Here is a 23,710-nt window from a genome sequence, read left to right as displayed (position 1 = left end):
CATAAAATATCCAATTATATTTTCTTGATTAAATGCCCTAGGCTTTGCGTCTTAAAATATGAAACAAAAGGTTCGGATAGCTAAAATTTTAAAGGATGCTATAATTTACAAAGGAACAGAAATTAAAACTTAAAATTAGTCAGAGAATTTAACTATTATAATCCATCAGACTTTGGAAGCAAAGAACACGTTCGGGACATGATGAAAATAGACTTAAGGGAACTGAAAATCTCATTAGCATAACATAAGTAAACTAGGGCGTTTATAAACGCTCTTTTTTAATTGACTTATTTAAGGGAAATTCTGCTTTGGCTTTCTAATAATCGTAAATTTCGTTATTCTTATAGTAGATAAAAGCATTTTCATTAAAGGGGATACTAACATGATTAACTTTCAAGATAAAGTAAGTTTCATCTGGTCAATCGCAGAGGTTTTGCGTGGACCGTATAAACCAGAGGACTATGGAAAGGTGGTTTTACCTTTAGCGGTTTTACGCCGTTTTGACTGCGTATTAGAAGATACGAAGGATGATGTTTTAGCAAAGTTTGCTGACTTGAAATCTATTAATGAGGATGCACGTGAGACGATATTAAATCGTATTGCCAAACAAAATTTCCATAATTCAAGTAATTACAACTTTAAAAATTTATTAAGTGATGCTGATAATATTGCTGATAACTTACGTGACTATATCAATGGGTTCTCAAAAACAGCACGTGATATTATGGAGTATTTTGAGTTTGATAAACAAATCGACAAGATGAATGATAATGATCTATTGTACTTAACGATTAAACGTTTCAGTGAATTGGACCTTCATCCTGAAATGGTTTCCAATGTAGAGATGGGTTATATCTTTGAGGAATTAATCCGTCGTTTCTCAGAACATGCTGAGGCTGGGGATCACTATACACCTCGTGAAGTGGTACGTTTAATGGTTAGTCTATTATTCATGCGTGATGATGATATTTTAACGAAGTATGGTCTAACCCAAACTTTATATGACTGTGCTGCTGGTACGGGTGGTATGGGTTCTGTTGCACAGGATTACTTACACGAGTTAAATCCAAATGCAGACCTGGAATTCTTCGCACAAGAAATTAACGGCGAATCATATGCAATCTGTAAGGCCGACATCTTAATTAAAGGTGAAGATGCTCGTAATATACGTAGAGGAAATACATTATCGAATGACCAGTTTAAAGGCGAAAAGTTCGACTACTTAATTTCGAATCCGCCATATGGTGTGGACTGGAAATCATATGAGAAGCCAATTAAAGCGGAGCATGAGGAACAAGGGTTTAACGGACGTTTTGGCCCAGGTACACCTCGTACAAGTGATGGTCAGCTTTTATTCTTACTGCACTTAATTTCAAAAATGAAACCAGTAACAGCTGAAAATCCACAAGGCTCTCGTCTAGCGATTATTATGAATGGTTCGCCATTATTTACAGGTGATGCAGGCTCTGGCGAAAGTGAAATTCGCCGTTATGCATTGGAAAATGATTTAGTGGAAGGGATCGTCGCAATGCCAAACGATCTATTTTACAATACAGGCATATCCACATATATTTGGATCTTAACGAATAATAAGGCAGTAATCCGTAAAGGAAAGGTACAGTTAGTGAATGCAGTAGACTTCTCGAAAAAGATGAAGAAAAGCATGGGCAATAAACGAAATGAAATCACACAAGAGCAAATTGATGAGATTGTTCGTTTATATGGGGACTTTAAAGAAGGAGAGTTTGTGAAGATTTTCGACAACGAAGATTTCGGCTTTCAAAAAATTACAGTAGAACGCCCACTTCGCTTAAACTTCCTTATTTCAGAAGAACGTATTGGGCAAGTGGTTGAACAAAAAGCCTTCCAAAACCTTGCAACATCTAAGAAAAAAGGCGATAACGGACTTGCAGAAATTGAAGCTGGTAAAGAGTTACAAGTAAAAATTATCGAAGTGTTACGTAGCCTAGAAAGTGACACTCTATATAAAAATCGTGAAGACTTCGAAAAGAAATTAAAAGCAGCTTTTAAGGAAGCAGGACTAACAATCAGTGCACCTGTACTAAAAGTAATCTTAGCTGGCCTTTCTGAAAAAGATGAAACAGCGGATGCATGTATGAAGAAAAAAGATGAAATCGAAGCAGATGCTGACTTACGTGATACAGAAAGCGTACCGCTGAAAGAAACTATCTCTGAATACTTTGAACGTGAAGTATTACCTCATGTACCAGATGCAAGGATTGATCATAGTAAAACAAAAGTAGGTTATGAAATTCCATTCACACGTCAATTCTACAAATATACATCGCTACGCAGTTCAGAAGAAATTATGGCTGAAATTAAGGAGCTAGAAGCGAGTATTGCTGACCAGTTGAAGAAGGTGCTAGGATGTTGAAAGCTTTAGGAAGCTATTATAGTTATAAAAATAGTGGTATCGAATGGATTGGAGATATTCCAAGTAATTGGGAAATAAAAAAATTAAAGTTTCTGGGAGAAGCAATTACTGGATTAACCTATTCACCAAATGATGTGGTGAATGAATCAGCAGGAATTTTAGTTTTAAGAGCTTCAAATATACAAAATGGAGTTATTACTTATCAGGATAATGTATATGTTGATATGAAAATTCCAAGAAAATTAATAACAAGGAAAAACGACATATTAATTTGTTCTAGAAATGGAAGTCGAAGATTAATTGGTAAGTGTGCAAAAATAGATGAAACTAGTCAAGGGTTATCTTTTGGAGCTTTCACGACGGTTTTCAGATCGAAATATTCATCATTCTTATTCTATGCATTTCAATCACCTCTTTTTAAGTTTCAGATTGGCACCTTTTTAACCGCTACGATTAATCAATTAACAATTGGTAATCTGAATAGTTTACAAGTACCATTGCCCAGTACTGCTGAACAAGAAAAAATCGTTAGTTACTTAGATAGTAAAGTCAAGGATATTGATTATTTGCTTGCTGAAAAAGAAAGATTAATTAATTTGTTAGAAAAAAAACGCCAAGCAATGATTACAGAAGCGGTAACAAAAGGTTTAAATCCAAATGTGAAAATGAAAGATTCAAGTGTGGAGTGGATTGGTGAAATACCGGAGCATTGGGAGAAAACTAGGTTGGATTTTATCGCAAGAGTTAAGGCAAGATTAGGCTGGAAGGGGCTTAAAGCTGAAGAATATGTAGAAGAAGGATATATTTTCTTATCCACACCAAACTTAAAAGGGCGGTATATTGATTTTGAAAATGTTAATTACATTACAGAAGAACGTTATTTAGAATCTCCTGAAATAATGTTAGAAGTAGGAGATGTGTTATTAGCGAAAGATGGTAGCACTTTAGGGATTACTAATGTTGTAAGAAGTTTGCCTAATAAGGCTACCGTAAATAGTTCGGTAGCGGTTCTTAGGCCGAAAGAAATTATTGATAGTGTCTATTTTTACTATTACTTAACTTCGACATATATACAAGATACTATCAATCAAATTAAAGATGGAATGGGTGTACCACATTTATTCCAAGCAGATATTAAGAAGTTCCCAATAATTCTTCCTCCTTTGGAAGAACAAAAAGAAATAAGTCAGCATTTAGATAACCAAACAGAAATTTTAGAGTCAACGATAACTATGATTAAACAACAAATCCAAAAACTAAAAGAATACCGCCAATCTCTAATATACGAAGCAGTAACAGGCAAGATTGATGTGCGTGATTTTGAGATAGAACAAGTAAGGGGGGGAGTTTATGGCAATTGATTCATCAGAAAAAGGGTTTGAGACGAATATTGAAGCTTCACTTGAAATGAATGGCTACGAGAAGCGGGTGTTAGAAGGGGAAGCGAGTCTTCTTTTTAAAAAGTATGCCCTTGATGTAGAGAAGTTGTTTGAGTTTTTAGAAGCGACGCAGGACAAGCAGCTAAAAGTGCTGGAGAAATCATATGGTGCGGACTATAAACAAAAAGTACTCAGCCGTATCTGTGATAGCTTGAAAAAGCATGGAGTTGTTTATTGTTTGCGTCATGGCATTAAAGACCGTGGTGTGACGTTAAAACTTGTTTACAATAAGCCACCAACAACGATGAATCAGCTGATGAACGAGCTGTATCAAAAGAATTTATTTACAGTCAGTCGTCAAGTCTATTATAGCGATAAGAATAATAACAGTTTGGATATGGTTGTTTTTATTAACGGCTTACCGCTTGTTGTGATGGAGCTGAAAAACCAATTCACCGGACAAACAGTCGAACATGCCATGAATCAATTCAAAAAAGACCGAGACCCAAAAGAACAGCTCTTTAACTTTAATGAGCGTGTCATTGTTTACTTTGCGGTTGATCCAGATGAAATATTTATGGCGACAGAGCTAAAAAAATCCAAAACATACTTCCTACCTTTCAATAAAGGTAATAATGGTGGTAAAGGAAATCCAATTGTCTATGATAATTATCGTACACATTATTTATGGGAAGAAGTATTACTACCAGACAGTTTGTTAGATATTTTATTCCGCTTTGTGTTTGTAAAGAAAGACGATATTTTAGATTCCAATAATGAAGTTATTGGCGAGCGAAAGATGTTAATCTTCCCACGTTACCATCAGCTTGATGCCGTACGTAAGCTTGAAGCAGATGTGATAGAAAAGAATGTTGGTCAAAACTATTTAATCCAACATAGTGCAGGTAGTGGGAAAACAAATTCGATTTCTTGGCTCTCACACCGTTTAGCGAAGTTACATGATGAAGATAATGAAGCAATATTTAGCAGTGTCATCGTTATTACGGACCGCCGTGTATTAGATAAGCAATTGCAAGATGCTGTATATCAGCTAGAGCATAAAGCTGGTATGGTTGAACGTATTAATAAAGACTCTAGCCAACTAGCAAATGCGATAACAGGTGAAACGCGTATTATTATTACAACGCTACAAAAGTTCCCTTTCATTATGGAAAAAGTGTCGGGTCTTGACCGTAAGAAATATGCGGTTATTATTGATGAAGCCCATTCTTCACAAGGCGGGAAAGCTTCAACAGCATTAACAAATATTTTATCAGATAAGACATTAGAGGATGCTTACGAAGAAGATCGTATTGCAGAAGAAAACATGGATAATCTCGATGAGCAAATCGTGGAAACGATTATGAAGAGTGGTAAACAAGATAATGTATCGTTCTTTGCTTTTACTGCAACACCCAAGCCAAAGACACTTGAGAAGTTCGGTACGATTGGTACAGATGGAAAGCCACATGCATTTCACGAATATACGATGCGTCAAGCGATTGAAGAAGATTTTATTCTAGATGTATTAAGTAATTACACAACGTATAAGACATTTTATAAAATTGCGAAGCATGTAGGTGATGATCCGCTAGTATCACAAAAGCAAGCAACGAAAAAGCTCGCACAATATGTGTCACTGCATCCTCATAATATTTCACAGAAGACGGAAATTATCATTGAGCATTATCGGAATTTTACTCGACAAAAAATTGGTGGACGTGCGAAAGCAATGGTCGTTACTGCAAGTCGTTTGCATGCAGTCCGGTATAAGATTGCATTTGACCAATATATCGACAAGATGGGCTACGAGGATTTAAAAACGATTGTTGCGTTCTCTGGTGTTGTAAAAGACGGTGAACTCCCCTATACGGAGCCTGATATGAATGGTTTTAGTGAAAAGGAACTCCCTGATAAATTCAACTCAGATGAATATAAGGTGTTGCTTGTTGCAGAAAAATACCAAACAGGTTTTGATGAGCCATTGCTTCATACCATGTACGTAGATAAGCCGTTAAGCGGAATTAAAGCTGTTCAAACATTATCTCGCTTAAACCGTACATGTCCTGGAAAAGATGATACATTCGTACTGGATTTTGTGAATGATCCAGAGGATATTAAAGCTTCATTCCAACCGTATTATGAAACAACAGGGCTTGAAGAAGTGACGGACCCCAATATTCTGTATGACTTGCAAGCAGAGCTAGATCCGTACCAAGTATATACAGAGGAAGAAGTACATGCTGTTAATGAACTTGAAATCAAAGGTGGTTTCAACAAATCTGCAAAAGAGCAAACAGAACTCAATGCTTGGATTGATAAAGGCGTAGAGCGTTTTAAACGTGACTTATCTATCGAGGAACAAGAAGCATTTAAAGAATCTGCAACAAAATTCACACGTACGTATGCTTTTGTATTGCAGATTGCTTCGTTTATTGATGTGGAGCTGCATAAGCAATATATTTTCTTAAATTATCTAGTCCGCAAGCTTCCTCGAAACAATAAGGATAAGGACATTTATATGGCTGATGATGTAGCACTACAATATTATCGCAATCAGAAAGTATTTGAAGGCAGTATTGCTCTTGAAGTAACTGGTGGTGCAGAATTAAAACCGACGGCACATGGAACAAGCGGTGTGCAAGAGGATGAAAAAGTTCGATTATCTTCTATACTTGATAAATTGAATGACCGATTCGGCACAGATTTTACAGAAACTGACTTCTTATCACGGGATCAAGTAAAAGAGGATATGCTGAACAGCGAAGACATTCAACAAAAAGCTAAAAACAACACAAAAGGCAACTTCAAATTTGCATTCGAAAAATCATTTATGGACTTCGTTATTGATCGTATGGGCAGTAACGAGAAATTCTTTATGAAGATATTGGAGAACGAAGAGTTCAAGAATTTAATCATGGAAGATATGATGAATGAGGTATATGCCGAAGTTAATTCTTGAATATAATAGGTTGCAAGCAGAACAGTGAACTTAAAGGTTATCTAAAAACTCTAATAGATTTTTTTAGATATCCTTTTTACTTTCAGGCATGAGTGGAGGTACATATACTCGATCCTATTGAATAAGTCTTAATTCCTTATGCACTTACGCAAGTCTATTTACCTAGCTGGATTCAATTCTAGTATTTTAATATTTTATTAATCATTTTGAATTTTTGAAATGGCAGTATCTATAATAATTACATGTATTTACATTAATAGTTTGTCTACTATCTTAACTTTATGATTTAAGTTAAAAAGCAGACATGCTTCCATGCTGCTCTATTCATTTGTATTAATAACTATCTTACTATAGGGAGAAGTCTATAGATGTTTCCACAACTCTTATATGTATATATAAAAAATTTAAGAACTTGTTTTAATCAACAGGAATTCTGTTTTACAAATGACTTTGAGATTACCTTTAATAAAAATAATTTGATTATCTCAAAAAAGAAAAATCCGTATATTGGATTATGGGGAGAGAAAATAAGTAATATAAATCTGATCGTTGGCAAAAATGGTTCAGGAAAAACAACACTTCTAGACCTGTTAGGGTCTACAAAGAGTAGAAGGTTGAATTTGCTTAAAAAATCCAAAAAAGAAAATCCAGAAGAGAAGAATTTTGAAGAGTGGTTTGCTGTATATCATATAGAAGAAGATACTTATGTTATTGAGGGATTTAATCCACATCTCATAGAAAACTTGGTAAATATTCCATTAGGTATAAGCGACGAGTATAGCATCTGTATTAAATATAATTTCAAACAAGAGATAGCGACTTATTTTGACTATATACAGATGAATGGGTATTCAGAAAATACAGAAAATAATACTTTGAATAGAAAGATGGTTTCTCTTTACCTTACCAATAATAGAGATAGGGATTGGTTCTTTGGTAATTTGATTAGAGAAGAGCAGGATAATTATATTGGATTTCAACGAATGTACCTAAACAATCCTCAATTTTCAAATATTTATACTTTTATGAGTAAAGAATACAAAATAATAGAACAAAGTTTTACTGCAAAGAATGCTCTATGTGAACTAAAAAGACAGACAGTCATTGATTACTTTGAGAAAGAAGAAATAATTGAATCATTTGATTTAAAGCTATACAAAGATAAAAATAAAATTCTTTTATTTCAGAATAATTTTAAATTTGATTTTCCTAAAAAAAGAAAAAAGAAAAAAATTGAAGAATGGACTACTAAAGAGAGCTTTACTATTAAATTTCTTGAGTCTATGATTATCGATATATGGGTTAACTTAGGAAGAGAAGAATTAGATAATAAAGAATGTCTAGAATGTATCAGTAACATAGATAGTATCTTGTTTGAAAATGATAGTTTAGAAAACAGAACTAATTATTTGCTTCAAGTTTTACAAATGATATTGGATGCCTTGAATCCTAAACTCTTACCAGAACGACCAATTTATAATTTATTTTTTATAAGAGAATTTATTAATATTTTAGATGAAATAGACGATAGCTATTTTATCTCTGATAGTTCTTTGTCTATAAGGTTGAGTGAAGGCTATGAAGGAAGGATACATGATTTACTTACTTTATGTGATAGATATGTTCTGAATAAGTATGAAATGAATTACAACATTGATATTAAATTTAAAAATATGAGTGCTGGTGAACTAGAATTAGTTAATGGGTTCTCAAATTTATATACAGCTATTCAAATTTCTATGTATAACAAGGAAGTTAATTCTGTATTATTGCTATTAGATGAACCTGACGCTTCTTTTCATCCAGAATGGGCAAGGAGATATATTTATAATATCTCCAAAATTTTAAATGAAGTTGACTATGGGAGGAAATTGAAATATCAAATATTAATTACAACTCATTCACCTTTTATCGTTTCCGATGTTCCTAAGAATCATATAACTTGTATTAATATTATAGAAGACAACTCAGGAAATTTACAAAGAATTGTTAAAAAGGCGGACTTTGGTTTAATGAGTAACTTTTATGATATTATCCAAAATGATTTTTTTATTACTTCTCCAATAGGAGAATATGCTAGGGATATCTTTGACAAAATTGTTCAAAAGATTAATAAATGGACTGAATATGATGAGCAGGAAATAGAACAGGTAAATAGTATCATTTCTTCTATAGGAGAGGAAATGATTCGAGTAAAGTTACAACAGTTATTAAATGAAAGAAAATTAGAATTGTTACCAGAAAAGTTGCGAAATAAAAGGATCAACGAACTAGAAATTGAACTAAACAAGCTTAAATATATGCAAGGTGAGGATATTAATGATTAGTTTAGACCCGAATTCTTTAGTGAGAATTAGTACTGATTATAGTGAAAATATGATAAAAGAGATAGAAAATCGTTATATACAAGTGGTGAGTTCGAATGCAATTGAAAGTAATCACTTTACTGATAAACCTTATACTTCATTATTTGAAAATGGGCGAGTTAAAGTTATGGATTTCAAGTTAGTTGAAGAGTTATTAACTAAATCAATTGATTATATTTGTAAAAATTACTCAGAAATAAATAATTACATTCTAACATGTAAATTTGTTTATTTCAGTTATTTTCCAATAGATAATAGTCTTAAAAGAAATAAAATTAAGATTTCTAAAGTAAACCGATATCAGTTTCGTCAAGATTATGTTGCTAAATATAACAATCCTTGGATTAATAATATATTAAGTAAACACCCGCTCTATTTTACAAACAATGATAAATTTAACGCTTTAATTAATGATGTGGAGACAAAACTCACAAAATTAAATGAAGACATTAAGAATATAATAGATTATGGTTTTTTGGATTCAGAATTAAGACATGAAATATTAACCAGAACGGGTATTGAAGTATGTCCTTATTGTAATAGACAGTACATTACTAAATATCAGAAAGGGAGAAAGTTAAAGTCAACAGCGGATCTTGATCATTTTTTTCCTAAATCTATATTTCAACTGTTGTCATTGTCGTTGTTTAATTTTGTTCCGTCGTGTCAAATATGTAACTCAAGGTTTAAGATGGCAAAAAGTTTTGAAATACTTTACCCGTATGATAAGGGATTTGATAATGAGGCGCTTTTTGAGGTGAAACTAAATTCAAAAAGTACTGTCTATTCAATAACAGGTAGAAATTCAATGTTTGATTTAAATTTAATTGTAAATTCTACAGGCAGTAATCAAATCGAAATTGAAAATAGTATTGAATTATTCAATCTTAGAGAAGTGTATCAAAGTCATAAAGACTATGTGAAGGAGCTATTGTATAAAAAGCATGCCTATTCAACTACTTATAAAAGCCAGCTTAACAAGCTATTTTCAGATATGAAACTAGGCACGAGTGAAATAAATTTATTCTTATATGGTAATGATTTAGATCCTACACACCTTGGAAAAAGACCTTTATCAAAGCTTGCATATGATATCATTAATAATTAATTTAAAAGACTCTATTCTATTATTTCTATTTGAGATGGATTATACTTTTTGGTGAAAACTGGATAACCAGGTGTTATTTTCCTGTAAAATATCTGCTGACAACAGAGACTAAGCAACGTGCATGGAATGATTAGTTATTTACTTAAGGAGGAATAAAAGAAAGGACTTTGAGGAGTGCAAATTATTTGTGAAAGTAGGAAAAAACATTGAAATATAAACTTTATCCACCTTTTCTAATTGTACCGGAGGAGGAAGATTTCTCGGATGCATGGGAATCTTTTTGTTACAAATTATTATGTCTTGAGCAAAGTCAAAATAATATACATAGAAGAAATCCACCCGAACAAGGGGTAGATTTATTTGATGATACAGACAAGATTGCTTACCAATGTAAAAGTATAGAGTCTGGAAAAAGTGGGGATTTTAATGTGACTCAAGCTATAAATTCATTAAAATCAGCATTAGAGATTAAGGATGAATTAGGTTGGGAGAAATATGTTCTCTGTACAAATGTTAATGTTACAGGTTCTTCAGAAAAAAAACTAAAAGATGTTTATTCGGACGTAATAATAAAATCAAAAAACAACTGGGAAATACTATGTGAAACATATCATGATAGAGTTGAAAGAAATTTTAATATTTTAGTAGAGATTCCTTCTGAAAAAGTCTTAAGATCTATAAAAGAAAATTTTCTTGAATACTATTCAGATAAGTTAAACCTTCAATTAGAAAATGAAAGATTTGAAATTTTTCTGTTTTCTAATCAGTTCGACCGTATTTATAAAATGGAAGTATCTCCTGATTTTACTATCGAAGACTTATTAAATATAATTAGGAAATTTTATAAGTTACCAGAATCAAGAGAGTTTATTTCAGATGGAATAAGAGTTTCATTAAGTCATTCAATTGTTTTTAACAAAAGAAAACAGCTTTTTTCAAAAACATTGAGGGAAATAGGAATTTCACAAGGAGATGTTATTACATATTGGACAACAATTATTTGGAAGGACAAGTTTGAATTGAGAAGTGATGTCATGCACCATATGACACCTGATATGTTAATTGGTACTGAGAGAAAAAGCAGGGCCATTAAGCGCTTTAAAAAAGAAATAATAGAAAAATTTATAGAGTTTGAAAGTAATTTAATTGAATGAATTTTTTCATTAATCATACAAAGTTATTACTTTTCTAAGTAAATGGACCTTTAATAAATCTAATTTGGTAACAAACATTATTTGGTCTTTAACAGTATTCGGGAATATTACCAATATTTAGAGGGCTACTTGTAGAATTTATTTGTGTTTTTGTAGACACTATTTCCAATCTATGCAACAAAACCTAATTTGATCGTAGAAATGAAACAAGTAGAAAAATATGATAATGGCGACTATGGATGGTATAGAACGCCTGCAAATCCTGAATCCGTTGTAAAGGGATTTTCTCACCTGAGCATCCAAAGTGGCTATAAACTAAGGGCGTATCAATTTAGTGATGGCGGCGGTAATGGTAATGGAATTGTATGGGCAATTCCTGAAGAAAAGGAGTTACAGGATTTAGAAGATTGTAAGCGATTAGATGGTTTCTTATCTGCTCCAAAACCAGCTCATGCACTGTCAGATTTTATGCAAGTCATTGAAGGAGATAAAACGCCTTTATCTTATTTACAGGCAGCAATCGTATATCATGAATTAAATGAGTTTGGTGCCAATTGGCATGGGACATCTTGGGGAAGGGATGTTATCTTGCCACTGCAAGAGGAATCAGGAGATGAATCATATGATTATAATATTAATGATGAATGGGAAATGATTGAGAAAGAGCCTGATATAATAGTGCCTCATTTTTATTACAGTAGGGAAGGCTATCCCGTCATTGTATTTCATACCATAAATGATATCGGAACAGTCACATGGAATCGATATGTACATGTATTCAGTAAAGATGACTATACATTAAAAGTTGAACAAACATGTATTGCTACAGGTGGTGCTGGAATTATCTTTTAGTGGATCGATTGATCGGTACATGGTTCAGGCCCACTCTTTAAAATAAGTAGTCCCCATTTTTTCAGGGTTGCTTGAAAAGAACAAAAAAGAGACATCCCCCCAAGGAATGTCTCTTCTCTTTTTATAAACCTAACACACTCATCATCCCCTCATGCGTAGCTTCCTCTATCGTCCGCGGTCCCAGACAATCTCCTATCTGTTTCACAACCGGAGCATGGCCTTTCATTTCTTCGAATAGTTCTGTGTTGGGAATGCGGCCTAGGGAGAGGACGATGGAGTCCCAGTTTGTTAGTTCTTGTTTTTGTTGGGTGAATAGGTTCCGGATGATGACGTGATCTTCTTTGATTGCCCCGATATCGTAGTGGGGGAGGAGTGTGACGTTTAGGTTGTATAGTTTTTTTAGGTATTCATTCCTGAGATATTGGTGGACGGTTTCACCGATGTGCAGTCGTGATGATATGAGTGTGACGTGGTGGCCTTTTTCGGCTAGGTAGATGGCTGCTTCCATGCCGGGCCAGTCACCGCCAAAGTCGAATACGAGTACCTTTTCCCCGACTTTTTTTGTTGAGCTGAAGAGGTCATCACTCATGATGATCCTTGGGTCATTGATTCCTTCGATGGCTGGTGTATAGGGACGTGATCCGGTTGCACAGATGATGGCGTCCGGTTTCGATTCGGATATTTCCTGGGCGGTTGCCGTTTTGCCTAATTGCACATTTATATTGCTTCTCATTAGCTTACGGGAATAGTTATCGAGCATCGATTCTGCCAGTTCATGCCTCATTGGCGCTTTGCGCATGGTCCGAAGCAGGCCGCCGATTGATTTGCTTTGATCGATCAGTGTAACGGAATGACCGAGGTAGTCCGCTGTTATGGCTGCCTGTAATCCGCCGGGTCCGGCGCCGATGACGAGGACATTTTGTTTGTTTCTTGTTTTCTTTAATTCTGGTAAGATCCATGCTTCTTTACCGGTTGTCGGATTTTGGACACAGCCAATCGGCAGTCCTTTATGATAGTGGCCGATACAGGCTTGTAAACAGCCTATGCATGCATCGATTGCTTGCAGGTCGCCGTTTTTTGCTTTGTTGGGCATGTCAGGGTCGACGATTAGGGCCCTGGTCATTCCGACGACATCAGCTTTTCCGGTCGATACGATCTGCTCCGCTTCAACGGGGTCGACGATTCGATTGCCGACAAAGACCGGTACGGCTCCTGCCATCCTAATTTTGAATCCATGTGGAGATAGGTATGCGTGCTTTATCGGTGATGGCGGCACAATATGGGTTGATCCCTCAAAGGTACTTGAATCTCCGGCTGTGACATTGATGAAATCCAATCGGACTTTCTCCGCGAGGTATTCGACGATTTGCACGGAATTCTTCATCGTGGTCCCGTCCATCGTCAGTTCATCCGAACTCATGCGAATGCCGACGGTAAAGTCTTCTCCGACTCTGTCCCATACTTTCTCCAATATTTCCACGATGAATCGCATCCGATTTTCGAATGATCCACCATAGAGATCCGTACGCTTATTTGTATGCACCGACCAAAACTGGGCAGGAAGATATCCGTGTGAACAGCATATTTCGACTCCATCAAGTCCGCCTTCCTTTGCCAGCTGTGCTGAATGGGCGAACCCTTCAATCACTCCTTCAATATCTTCCAAGCTCATTGGTTTTGGCATGACACCGAAGCGCAGGCTGGGAACGGCGGATGGCGCCCATGCTGCATTTCGGTAGTCGCTCGATACGACTTCCCGTCCGCCATGGAATAGCTGCGAGAAAACCTTCGTTCCATACGTATGGAGCGTTTCGGAAATCTCTTTGTAGGCATCGACGATTCTTTGGTCATATCCGGCAATCGTTTTGGACGTAAGCATGCCGGATGGGTGTACGGATGCCGCTTCAAGGATGATCAATCCGACGCCACCTTTAGCACGGGCTTCATGATAGGCCACCATATCCGAAGTGGGGATTCCGTCCGTGACATGATTTGTTTGATGTGCTGTACTTAAGATCCGGTTTTTTAATTCAGTAGAACCGATCGTTAATTGGGTAAACAGATTTTTGAATTGAGCCATGATCATGACCACTCCCTAAATTTAGATAGAATGAGAGTATAGAGGGCAACCGCCTCTACCTATCCCTATATAGGGTCAATATGCAATAACCATGCCGTTTGGGGGAATGTGGATTCATAATTGTTTTTTTACTTTCATAAAGAGGGTATGGCTCATGGATATAGTACTTTATATATAGATAACTGAACCTTTTTTGAAAAGTGGTGATTCATAAAAGGTTCAGTTTAAAATTGGTTGGTATAGAGACATTCGTTGTTTATGAAAAGGATACTTATTTCTTTTCGTATAAAAAAGTGTAACAAAATCGGTTCGCAATCAAAATATGGGGTGATGTGATGGAAGTAAAAAAGGAATCACTAATTGTATTTTCCGATATTTCTATTTTGGATGTAAGATCCTTGCTGAAAATACATTCCTCGCCTTTTATTGTCATGAAAAATCACTTGGAAATCCTCGGCATATTGGATGAAGGTTTCTTTTTGAAGAGATTGGATAATGAGGGGCAAAATCAGGAAATCATGGCTTATCTTAATACAGCTTTTGTCGTCGTTGATGATTTAGATAAGCTAAGTGAAGAGGATATGAGCATCTATGATTTTGTGATTCAACATGGCGATAACCAATATAGCTGCTATCCGATCTCTGAAGTCAGGGAAATGCTGCTTAACAAGAAGATGAATAGCTTACTAAGTCTGAATGAATCACTAAAGAAAGAGTTGGAGGTGACAAGAAAGAAGGTAAAGGAGCTCACGCAAATCCTGGATTCCAGCTATGATGAAATTTTCGTGACGGATGCGAACGGGGACACGTTATTCGTGAGTGAAGCGTGCAAGAAGCTTACAGGGCTGCCGCCGGAGGCCTTTATTAATAAGAACATTAAAGAGTTGGTTGAAAAGGGTTTGATCGTCAATTCGGTTACATTAAAAACGATGAAAACGAAAGCGATCCATTCGGCGGAACAAACCTACCCGCATGGATTGACTGTATTCAGCACAGCGAAGCCGATTTTTGATGAAGAGGGGAACTTATATAGAATTGTTTCGAATTCCAGGGATATCACGGAATTGGTTGAGATGAAGAGCCAATTGAACAGAGTGAATCTTCGAAATCAGCGAGCCCAGCATGAAAATGCGAGAACCGTTTCGTTCAATAACTTCATTACAAATTCGGATAAGATGATAAAGGTTTTGGAATTAGCTGAAAAAGTCGCCCCGATGGATTCATCGATCTTCATTCATGGTGAAACCGGAGTCGGAAAAGGCGTATTAGCAAGGGTCATTCATGATCTCAGCAGCAGAAAGGATAAGAAATTCATACAAGTGAATTGCGGCGCGATTCCATCGGCTTTAATTGAGTCCGAGCTGTTTGGTTACGAAAGCGGTGCCTTCACGGGAGCTAATAAGCACGGGAAACAAGGGCTTGTTGAGAGTGCTGATGGCGGCACGTTGTTTCTTGATGAAATCGGCGAAATGCCGCTCGACATTCAAGTGAAAATCCTCCATCTGGTCCAGGACAGAACATTCATGAAGGTGGGAGGAACGAAGGAGAAAAAGGTGAATATCCGCATTATCTCCGCCACGAATAAAGACTTGAAGCAAATGATCAAAAATAATCAGTTCCGCGAAGATCTATATTATCGGCTGCATGTCGTTCCAATGGAAATACCGCAGCTACGTGAGCGGAAGGAGGATATTCTATTATTAACCGATTATTTTCTGAAGAAATTCAATGAAAAATATGGTCAATCAATCACGATCGATGAACATTCCAAGTTAATTCTGCAGTTGCAGGATTACCCGGGCAATGTTCGGGAATTGGAAAATGTAATAGAACAAATCGTCGTGACGGCTAGAAAACCTATCGTGACGATAGAGGATTTGCCATCCGATTTAACCTACAAAGATACGGCGCTAGTCAATTTAACAGGAATCATTCCCTTGAAAAAAGCGTTAGAGGAAACGGAAAAGCAATTATTGTCACAGGCCCTTTCCACCTATAAATCAACCAGAAAAATGGCCAAAGCCCTGGAGGTCAGCCAAACGACGATCATGCGCAAACTGGGCAAATACCAATTTAGCTATCAGGACGATTAATAATAAATTAACCTCCATTAAAATCTGAATATTCAAAAACTTGGTATGGATATTGCATATTTAATGATTGATTATTTCTATTTTGATAAGGGGGTCAAGAAATGGGCGAGTTGATTTTCTCTTTAAGCTATGGGGGTTCCTTAATTGTCATGGGGTGGATCACGAAGGTTTTCCTAGTAAAAATGAAAAAAAATCAAGAAGAAATAAAAGCAAAAGATCCGATTGAAAAGGTGGGGATGTAAGTGGCCTTTCTCCTTGGTATTATCATATCCTTTTGTGTGTATGTCTCGATCGGCATCTTTTTATTCAGGAAAGTGAAGAGCTCAGAGGAGTATTATGTTTCTGGACGAAGCGGAAACACATTGATGATAACGGGTACGCTTGTTGCTTCTTTCCTAAGTACGGTATCATTCATGGGAGAAGCGGGATTTTCCTATGAAGGGTATCCGATCCTGCTGCTTATCCTCGTGATTTTTAATGCAAGCGGCTATATATTCGGAGTGTTCCTGTTTGGCAGGTATTTAAGAAGAAGCAAATCATTGACGGTTCCTGAATTTTTTGGTAATCGCTTTCATTCTAAGAAGGTAAGGCTGGCGGCTGCGATCACGACGATTCTCGGAATCGCTGCATATTTAGTTGCCGTTACTCAAGGGGCAGCCGTGTTATTGGCCGAGGTTTCGGGTGTTTCCTATCCAATGGCTCTGGTGATCATGTGGGTCGTGTATTCATCCTTCACCATTCTTTCAGGAGCGAAGGGGGTCATGGTCAATGATACGGTAATGTTCTTTTTATTCTCAATCGCAACGTATCTGAGCTTTCCTTATATCATCAAATCCGCAGGCGGGTTCCCTGATGCCGTTACGAAAGCGGCAAACCTGGCCGAACGGCCTGATTTATTAAGCTGGCATGGCATTACCGGACCTGCCGCAACGATGGGCACGCCTTGGGAAGCGTTGGCCTGGGCCGTCATCATGGGCTTGGTCTGGGGCATTGTCATTGCAGTGAGTCCATGGCAAAGCAGCCGATATTTAATGGCAAGAAACGAACACGTAGCCATCCGGGCCGGCGTTTGGGCAACGATATCCATTTTGACCGTCTATTTGTTTCTTCATATCAGCATATCGACAATCACCACCATTAAAGCGGATATCGCCCCGACGGAAAAGGTATTCATTTGGGCAGCGATGAATATTGTCCCGACATGGCTTGGAGTCATCATCGTCAGCGGCATCATGGCTGCGGCCTTATCTTCCTGTTCGAGCTTCCTTCAGATAATAGGAAGCAGCATAACACGGGATATCATGGAACAATCACGGAAAAAGGAATACACCGATCATCATCTATTACGGGCCAGCCGCATTTCCATGGTTGTAATCAGCTTGATCATCTTATTGATTGGATTGTTCCAGCCGCCTGCCGTCATGTGGATTGGCTACTTTGCGGCTACACTATTTGCGGCATCATGGGGACCGATTGCCATATCAAGCGTATTTTCAAAGAAGGTAACGAAAGAAGGCGCCTTTTGGAGCATCGTATTCGGCTTCGTTGGCGTGATACTCGGAGAAAGCCTCGGCATGTTCGGAATAAGCCTTCCCGTTTACCTCAATCCTGTCATCATTGGTTTAATCTTAAGTATAGGTGCACTTATCATTGGCTCCAAGTATGGAACGATCACCATCGAAGAAAGGGAGTTTCAGGCAAATATACTTCAAACCCCAATTGAAATAGACGAACAAAAAGAAATGAACATCACCCGCAGATACCCAGCTTATTTAATGATCAGCGGCGTCATGATCATCATGGTCACACTGGTGTTTTATTATTGGCCGATCAATATGAATTGAATGAGATGGCAGGGGGAATCCCTGTCATTTTTTCTGTAACTATCACTATGACTATTTTCCCTCGCCTCATGAGCAAAACCAAATGATTTGTTTATATCAGTCTTTCAACTAAATTAGTATTATGTTACAAGAGTTGATTTTAATATTTGACCCCTATTTTCCGAAATGATACATAAAAGTTATATATTTCCATGCTATACTTTGAGTAAACAAATAAGGAGCTGCATACATGATTAGAATATATGCTGTCATTTTACTTGCTGGATTAATACTAATTGGTTGTTCGTCTCAATCGAATGTAAAGGTATCTAAAGAAAAGACATCTAAAGAAGAATCTGAACTAAACGATCCCACAGACGTTATTTACGAAACAGACAAAACTAAAAATCCTAAACATAAACAAACAGTGATACTTGAAATCGAATCGAAATAATATTCAAAAAGAGCGACTGCATTTAATTAGCAATCGCTCTTTTATTTATTTTTTTACCTAGTTCTATAGTAGTTTTCAGCTGTGTAAATAGGCCAGCACCAAAACGCTTCACCTTGTGAAATAATGTAACGGTCTAAGAAGATTTCAAAATTAAGGTTTAGAGATGAAAGTTCTGTAAACTCCAAAATATTAAGGTAATTTGGATCACCACTCTTTAGTTTTTCTGTATCTAATATTAGATAACAATCATTCAACAGATGTGCAATCGGAATCCCGTGTTCACTTAAATATTCAATTTCTTGATGTTCTTTTATTTCGTCTAAGCTAAATATCTCAAGACCATCGCCAAGTGTTCCACCGTCTTCATCAATTGACTCATATATTCTTGCTCCATTATGGAGTGTTAAGAACGCCTTGTAGTCTTCAGGAAGTTTGATGCTATTTTCAACTTCAAACTTTTCAATTTCAGCTGTAATGGCTTCAGAATTAAAAGAACAAGTAACCTCTCTAACTTCCCCTTCGTATGATATTATTTTCATTTGGTCAGTGTTATTCAACAATTCTTTAAGTCCAGATAGGGTGTTTTGTACAAAATGGCTCAATTTACTTATCCCTCCAAATCAAATTAATATGAAGCCCACCAACCCAGTTACTGTTTGTTGATGGAGTTCTCTTGGCAAAGGAAATAAATTAGACATCGAGTTTTTTCCGCCATATTTTATTGGCAATTCATGATGTATATCATTTCGATGTGGAACATGCTTTATTGAAACAGAAATCAAAAGTAAAATCATTCAATGGTTTCAGTAGTTGTTTTTCCTTAGTTGGAGCGTATTTATAGAATGTCATGCCTGCTGACCCAAGAAGAATGATGGCTACTAGAACACCAGTAACCCACATGATGATTTTCTTTTTCATATTTTTCACTCATTAGATGTTATCTTTTCATTGCTCTTGCCTACTTAATTATTAATAATATCATGCAAAACTTAATTTGTAAGATAATTACTTTTTACACGAAAAGGACCTACCAACCTTTGATAAAAAAGTTCAGAGTTATTAATCATCCAAAACAATAATCATTGACTATTGGAAATATCCTGGTTAGAATAGGGGCAAAATTTGAAAGGAGCGATAAACGTGGCATTTTTACAACTATACTGATATACACACATATTATGGAAAAAACCGCTTTGTATAAGGGGTTATTTGCTGTGTGTATAGGATGGATATGTTGTAGAGGTTTTGTCGTTCTGCCGGATATCTATGCCGATTTTTTTCGTACAGAGAGCCCTTCTGTGTACTTTTTTGTTTTGGAGGGATTTAGCTTGATGATGTTACTTTTCTATTGATACGGGTTTGGAAGATAAGCTTATTTCGATTACAGGGTCATTCTGCGGAGACTATGAAATAGGGGGAATGTACATTGCAGTTTCTATTATTCTTTTGATGCGGGCTTGAAGTAGAAGCTCGTATCGATCCAAGCTATCGATACGAAATCATAAATTTCGGAGGTAGCGAATATGGAACAAATATGTTTTGAATTAGAAAATGTCGAAGTGACGTATTTAGATAAAGAGATATTGAAGATTGAACGATTGGCTGTACATCAATTTGACCGCATCGGCATCGTCGGGAAAAATGGTACAGGGAAAAGTACATTATTGAAGTTACTTGCTGGAGAAATTCAACCGACAAGCGGAAAAGTAAAGGGTTACGTTGATCGTGGCTATTTTGAGCAAGTGGAAGCGCCTGTTGTTGCAGAAGCTAATCCAGCGTTACTAGGAAGATTGACAGTTCCGCGAAATTCAGGGTCGTTAAGCGGCGGTGAGCAAACGAGGCTGAAGCTTGCCCAATTGTTTACCCACTATAATGAAGCGTTGCTTATCGATGAGCCGACAACCCACTTGGACCAAGACGGCATTTCGTTTTTACTTGATGAGTTACGCTATTACTATGGTGCGCTTGTCTTGATTAGTCATGACAGGGCTGTACTGGATGAACTCGTCACGACGATCTGGGAAGTGCATGAAGGCGAGGTGCATGTATATTCAGGGAATTACAGCGAGTACATGGCACAGAAGCAGTTAAAACGTGAACAACAGAGGCAAGCTCATGAACAATTCATTAAAGAAAAGAGCCGGCTTGAAAAAGCGGCGCAGGAAAAAATGAAAAAAGCTGAAAAAATCGCTCAAGCTGGAAGATTGTCAAAAAAAGAGGCGAATGCAAAACCGAATAAGTCGTTTATGACGAAATCGAAAGGCACAAGCCAAAAATCCGCACAACGTGCAGCGAAGGCAATGGAGCATCGAGTGGAAAAACTTCAGGAAGTGGAAGCTGTACAAGAGGAAAGGCAAATCGTATTTCGCCAGTCAAAGCAATTGGAATTGCATAATAAGTTCCCGATAATGGCGGACCGGCTGACTCTTCAAGTGAAGGAGAAAGTATTATTGGATGAAGTGAGTTTCCAGCTGCCGCTCGGTAAAAAAATAGCCATCACAGGCAGCAACGGCAGCGGTAAAAGTACTTTGCTTCACCATATTGCGAATAATGGTACCGGTTTAACGCTTTCTCCAAAAGCGAAAATCGGTTACTTCCGTCAAATGAGCTATAGATTTGAAAGTAATGAAACGGTACTGCAATTCTTGGGGGACCGCTCAGAATATGATGAAGGATTTTTAAGAAGCGTCCTTCATTCGATGCAGTTTGTCGGGACGGATATCCTGAAAAGCGTTCGGTCATTAAGTGGCGGCGAAGCGATTCGCCTCCAGCTTTGTTCGTTGTTTCTAGGAGAATACAACATTCTTCTATTAGATGAACCGACCAATTTTTTAGATATTACTGCCATTGAAGCGTTGGAACGATTCATGGATGGATATGAGGGGACGGTCATATTTGTAACCCATGATCAAGCGTTCATAAAGCATGTTGCCGATATTCAGTATAAAATACAAGCGAAAAAATTGGTTCAAGTGTGATTTTAAGTTTATGGAAAAATAAGCCGATGAGACAATCTCGTCGGCTTATTTATATAGGAGAGTAACTAGACACATTAAGGATGGATCGAAACCAATGTCCCGATTGGAACAATCCTTGATAATTCCTCCACGTCCCGATTATGCATGCGAATACAGCCTTTTGAGACGGCTTTACCAATCGAGCTGGGATCATTCGTTCCATGAATGCCATAGTGTTCTTTTGATAAACTCATCCACATCGTCCCGAATGGGCCTCCGGGGTTGGGGGCTTTATTGATAATGATGAATTGTCCTACTGGTGTACCGGACAGCATTCTTCCAACGGCAATCGGATATTGTTTTTGCAGTGCGCCATTTTTTAGCAGCCTAAGCCTGCGATTGTTAACGGATACATCAATCTGAAATGGAATGGTATCAGGAGGAGGAAAACCAGGGATAACAATGGGCTGGCCAGGATAAATGACATTCGGGTTTATGGTCGGGTTAGCAGTGATGATTTCAGATAGCGGTTTCCGGTAGTCCCTGGATATCTGTGTCAGTGTTTCACCTGGTTTAACTGTATGAATCAGTCTGAACACCTCCATAGGTTATAGTTGTCATGTTCCATTCTATGTGATTTTTCAAAAGTGTTTCATAACTCGTTGTAAGCTGTTATCTGTTTTTAATGAAATTTATATGTTAAGTAATTAAGCCGAAAAGAAACCGAAATGAACTTTTGATAAAATAAGTTTTTATCGAGATGGATTTTTTGTTAGTTAAAGAGGGGGAATAAGGGTGGAGGAACATGTGAAAAAGGCTTTAGTAGAATGGAATGAAGAAATCAGTGATGTGTTAAATGGGATAGAAAAAGAGTATGAAGAAGTTAAGCGTGAACTTCAGGTTTATTCCTATAAATTCAATATTACCAAACAGGTTGTACAATCCACTATAAATGATGAAATTATTCGAAACATCCGCGAGCTCTATCATAAACCTTTTGAACAAAAATTGAATGAATTGAAAGAATCGATAAAAGAGCTGGAAGAAAAGAGAAAGGTTTTTCAAATGTTTGTCGATAAAATTGAAAAGGTCAGTGAAAGGGAAGAAGGAAAACCGCAAATATCAGTCATATAAGGCAGCGAAGAGTAGTGTGCTAAGAACAACTCTACCATTCTATACACAAAAACCATGGCAGCGAATATAACTGCTTTTTTTTGCTGGAATAGCAATAGGCGGCCCATTGTTTACCCCAACATCAACCCGGGTACACTGTCCTATAAAAAGGGAATGGGGGAATTCTATGTGGAATGCGGTCTTTTGGGGAGGGGTTTCGGGTTCTGCCGTCCTGTTTGGCGCACTTGCCGCCATCTTCATACCGATAAAGAAAAACATCATTGGCTATATTATGGCTTTTGGTACGGGCGTATTGATTGGTGCCGCGGCATATGAGCTGCTTGCTGATTCGGTGAGTGATGGAGGAATCTGGGCGACGGCGATCGGGTTCATTTCAGGGGCCGCCGTGTTTACCGCCTTGGATTTTCTTATTTCCAAGAAAGGTGCGGATAAAAGGAAACGATCCAATAATAGCTCCTCGAAGGAAGCGGGCCTAGCCATTTTCATCGGGACGGTGATGGATGCCATTCCGGAGTCGATCATGATTGGCGCAAGCTTAATAAGCGGCGGCTCGGTAAGCTGGCTATTGGTCATCGCCATCTTCATCAGTAATATTCCGGAGGGGCTCTCAAGTACAACGGGTCTGCTCAAAAGTGACTATTCCAAGAAGAAAATCATGCTGTTGTGGTTTTCCGTCCTGATCATTTCGGCACTCTCCTCGATGTCGGGCTATCTATTCCTCGATCATGCCCCGGACTATGTCCTGGCAGCGATGGCAGCCTTTGCAGGCGGCGGGATCATCGCCATGATCGCCTCAACGATGATGCCTGAAGCATTTGAAGACGGAGGGCCGATCACGGGCATATTCACCGCTGCCGGCCTGCTGATCTCTTTGGTTCTGGATTCGATGTGAGATTGTCCCCTTGGAAGGAAGGGGGCAATTTTTTTTTGTTATAAATTCTATCATAGAAGGA

18 protein-coding genes are annotated in these 23,710 nt (G+C 37.3%); 14 read left to right on the top strand and 4 right to left on the bottom strand.

The window, feature by feature from the left end; all coding sequences use genetic code 11:
• Positions 1-382: 382 nt before the first annotated feature.
• The 7 genes from ACIQ0C_RS07485 (at position 383) to ACIQ0C_RS07455 (ending at position 12,216) form a co-directional block, all read left to right on the top strand.
• Positions 383-2,395 carry a type I restriction-modification system subunit M gene (locus tag ACIQ0C_RS07485; protein WP_403058670.1) on the top strand — a complete coding sequence of 671 codons (2,013 nt, stop codon included), beginning with the start codon at positions 383-385 and terminating at the stop codon, positions 2,393-2,395.
• Complete coding sequence (locus ACIQ0C_RS07480) at positions 2,389-3,756, top strand: restriction endonuclease subunit S (protein WP_403058668.1); 1,368 nt, start codon at positions 2,389-2,391, stop codon at positions 3,754-3,756. Before ACIQ0C_RS07485 ends, ACIQ0C_RS07480 begins: the two co-directional genes overlap by 7 nt.
• Positions 3,746-6,736: a type I restriction endonuclease subunit R gene (locus ACIQ0C_RS07475; RefSeq protein WP_403058666.1), complete on the top strand. Its 2,991-nt coding sequence runs from the start codon at positions 3,746-3,748 to the stop codon at positions 6,734-6,736. The genes ACIQ0C_RS07480 and ACIQ0C_RS07475 overlap by 11 nt, the downstream gene beginning before the upstream one ends.
• Before the next feature lie 368 nt (positions 6,737-7,104).
• Positions 7,105-9,063, top strand: a complete 1,959-nt coding sequence (locus ACIQ0C_RS07470; RefSeq protein WP_403058664.1) for an AAA family ATPase — start codon at positions 7,105-7,107, stop codon at positions 9,061-9,063.
• On the top strand, positions 9,056-10,210 hold the full coding sequence (locus ACIQ0C_RS07465; protein WP_403058662.1) for a hypothetical protein: 1,155 nt from the start codon (positions 9,056-9,058) through the stop codon (positions 10,208-10,210). The genes ACIQ0C_RS07470 and ACIQ0C_RS07465 overlap by 8 nt, the downstream gene beginning before the upstream one ends.
• A gap of 206 nt (positions 10,211-10,416) precedes the next feature.
• On the top strand, positions 10,417-11,364 hold the full coding sequence (locus ACIQ0C_RS07460; RefSeq protein WP_403058660.1) for a ubiquitin family protein: 948 nt from the start codon (positions 10,417-10,419) through the stop codon (positions 11,362-11,364).
• Between the two features lie 201 nt (positions 11,365-11,565).
• Positions 11,566-12,216, top strand: a complete 651-nt coding sequence (locus ACIQ0C_RS07455) for a hypothetical protein (RefSeq protein WP_403058658.1) — start codon at positions 11,566-11,568, stop codon at positions 12,214-12,216.
• Positions 12,217-12,337: 121 nt separating this feature from the next.
• On the opposite strand, the gene ACIQ0C_RS07450 is transcribed toward ACIQ0C_RS07455, so the two are convergent.
• Positions 12,338-14,296 carry an oxidoreductase gene (locus ACIQ0C_RS07450; protein WP_403058656.1) on the bottom strand — a complete coding sequence of 653 codons (1,959 nt, stop codon included), beginning with the start codon at positions 14,294-14,296 and terminating at the stop codon, positions 12,338-12,340.
• A 335-nt stretch (positions 14,297-14,631) separates the two neighbouring features.
• Here ACIQ0C_RS07450 and ACIQ0C_RS07445 point away from each other — a divergent pair, with 335 nt between their 5' ends.
• The 4 genes from ACIQ0C_RS07445 (at position 14,632) to ACIQ0C_RS07430 (ending at position 18,666) form a co-directional block, all read left to right on the top strand.
• Positions 14,632-16,389, top strand: a complete 1,758-nt coding sequence (locus ACIQ0C_RS07445) for a sigma-54 interaction domain-containing protein (RefSeq protein WP_403058654.1) — start codon at positions 14,632-14,634, stop codon at positions 16,387-16,389.
• A 101-nt stretch (positions 16,390-16,490) separates the two neighbouring features.
• On the top strand, positions 16,491-16,631 hold the full coding sequence (locus tag ACIQ0C_RS07440) for a hypothetical protein (protein ID WP_214793556.1): 141 nt from the start codon (positions 16,491-16,493) through the stop codon (positions 16,629-16,631).
• Positions 16,632-18,233, top strand: coding sequence for a sodium:solute symporter family protein (locus tag ACIQ0C_RS07435; RefSeq protein WP_283929178.1), 1,602 nt, complete (start codon positions 16,632-16,634; stop codon positions 18,231-18,233). It abuts the gene before it with no gap.
• Between the two features lie 229 nt (positions 18,234-18,462).
• A complete protein-coding gene (locus ACIQ0C_RS07430; protein ID WP_403058651.1) occupies positions 18,463-18,666 on the top strand; it encodes a hypothetical protein in 204 nt (67 codons plus the stop codon).
• A 53-nt stretch (positions 18,667-18,719) separates the two neighbouring features.
• Here the strand turns inward: ACIQ0C_RS07430 and ACIQ0C_RS07425 are convergent, their stop codons facing one another.
• Together ACIQ0C_RS07425 and ACIQ0C_RS07420 are read right to left on the bottom strand one after the other, a co-directional pair.
• Positions 18,720-19,268, bottom strand: a complete 549-nt coding sequence (locus ACIQ0C_RS07425) for an SMI1/KNR4 family protein (RefSeq protein WP_403058649.1) — start codon at positions 19,266-19,268, stop codon at positions 18,720-18,722.
• A 139-nt stretch (positions 19,269-19,407) separates the two neighbouring features.
• Positions 19,408-19,584, bottom strand: a complete 177-nt coding sequence (locus ACIQ0C_RS07420; RefSeq protein WP_403058647.1) for a hypothetical protein — start codon at positions 19,582-19,584, stop codon at positions 19,408-19,410.
• A gap of 605 nt (positions 19,585-20,189) precedes the next feature.
• Here ACIQ0C_RS07420 and ACIQ0C_RS07415 point away from each other — a divergent pair.
• Positions 20,190-21,644: an Msr family ABC-F type ribosomal protection protein gene (locus ACIQ0C_RS07415; protein WP_403058645.1), complete on the top strand. Its 1,455-nt coding sequence runs from the start codon at positions 20,190-20,192 to the stop codon at positions 21,642-21,644.
• A gap of 74 nt (positions 21,645-21,718) precedes the next feature.
• Here ACIQ0C_RS07415 and ACIQ0C_RS07410 read toward each other — a convergent pair whose 3' ends face one another.
• Complete coding sequence (locus tag ACIQ0C_RS07410; RefSeq protein ID WP_403059011.1) at positions 21,719-22,213, bottom strand: L,D-transpeptidase family protein; 495 nt, start codon at positions 22,211-22,213, stop codon at positions 21,719-21,721.
• A gap of 205 nt (positions 22,214-22,418) precedes the next feature.
• On the opposite strand from ACIQ0C_RS07410, the gene ACIQ0C_RS07405 reads away from it, so the two are divergent.
• The gene (locus tag ACIQ0C_RS07405) at positions 22,419-22,757 is read left to right on the top strand and encodes a hypothetical protein (RefSeq protein WP_048687716.1); all 339 of its coding nucleotides are present in this window, start codon (positions 22,419-22,421) and stop codon (positions 22,755-22,757) included.
• Between the two features lie 166 nt (positions 22,758-22,923).
• Positions 22,924-23,649, top strand: a complete 726-nt coding sequence (locus tag ACIQ0C_RS07400; RefSeq protein ID WP_403059009.1) for a ZIP family metal transporter — start codon at positions 22,924-22,926, stop codon at positions 23,647-23,649.
• Positions 23,650-23,710 lie beyond the last annotated feature (61 nt).

The organism is Peribacillus sp. NPDC096448 (assembly GCF_044762675.1).
GTDB classification, from domain to species: Bacteria; Bacillota; Bacilli; order Bacillales; family DSM-1321; genus Peribacillus; species Peribacillus frigoritolerans_B.
The sequence above is the reverse complement of the archived record's forward strand: the minus strand, read 5'-3'. Positions and strand labels throughout refer to the sequence as shown.

Excerpts from the sequence above, each read along its gene's own strand:
- ACIQ0C_RS07485 (WP_403058670.1), top strand. The coding sequence starts at position 383 with ATGATTAACTTTCAAGATAAAGTAAGTTTCATCTGGTCAATCGCAGAG.
- ACIQ0C_RS07480 (WP_403058668.1), top strand. The coding sequence starts at position 2,389 with ATGTTGAAAGCTTTAGGAAGCTATTATAGTTATAAAAATAGTGGTATC.
- ACIQ0C_RS07475 (WP_403058666.1), top strand. The coding sequence starts at position 3,746 with ATGGCAATTGATTCATCAGAAAAAGGGTTTGAGACGAATATTGAAGCT.
- ACIQ0C_RS07470 (WP_403058664.1), top strand. The coding sequence starts at position 7,105 with ATGTTTCCACAACTCTTATATGTATATATAAAAAATTTAAGAACTTGT.
- ACIQ0C_RS07465 (WP_403058662.1), top strand. The coding sequence starts at position 9,056 with ATGATTAGTTTAGACCCGAATTCTTTAGTGAGAATTAGTACTGATTAT.
- ACIQ0C_RS07455 (WP_403058658.1), top strand. The coding sequence starts at position 11,566 with ATGAAACAAGTAGAAAAATATGATAATGGCGACTATGGATGGTATAGA.
- ACIQ0C_RS07450 (WP_403058656.1), bottom strand. The coding sequence starts at position 14,296 with ATGGCTCAATTCAAAAATCTGTTTACCCAATTAACGATCGGTTCTACT.
- ACIQ0C_RS07445 (WP_403058654.1), top strand. The coding sequence starts at position 14,632 with ATGGAAGTAAAAAAGGAATCACTAATTGTATTTTCCGATATTTCTATT.
- ACIQ0C_RS07440 (WP_214793556.1), top strand. The coding sequence starts at position 16,491 with ATGGGCGAGTTGATTTTCTCTTTAAGCTATGGGGGTTCCTTAATTGTC.
- ACIQ0C_RS07430 (WP_403058651.1), top strand. The coding sequence starts at position 18,463 with ATGATTAGAATATATGCTGTCATTTTACTTGCTGGATTAATACTAATT.
- ACIQ0C_RS07420 (WP_403058647.1), bottom strand. The coding sequence starts at position 19,584 with ATGAAAAAGAAAATCATCATGTGGGTTACTGGTGTTCTAGTAGCCATC.
- ACIQ0C_RS07415 (WP_403058645.1), top strand. The coding sequence starts at position 20,190 with ATGGAACAAATATGTTTTGAATTAGAAAATGTCGAAGTGACGTATTTA.
- ACIQ0C_RS07400 (WP_403059009.1), top strand. The coding sequence starts at position 22,924 with ATGTGGAATGCGGTCTTTTGGGGAGGGGTTTCGGGTTCTGCCGTCCTG.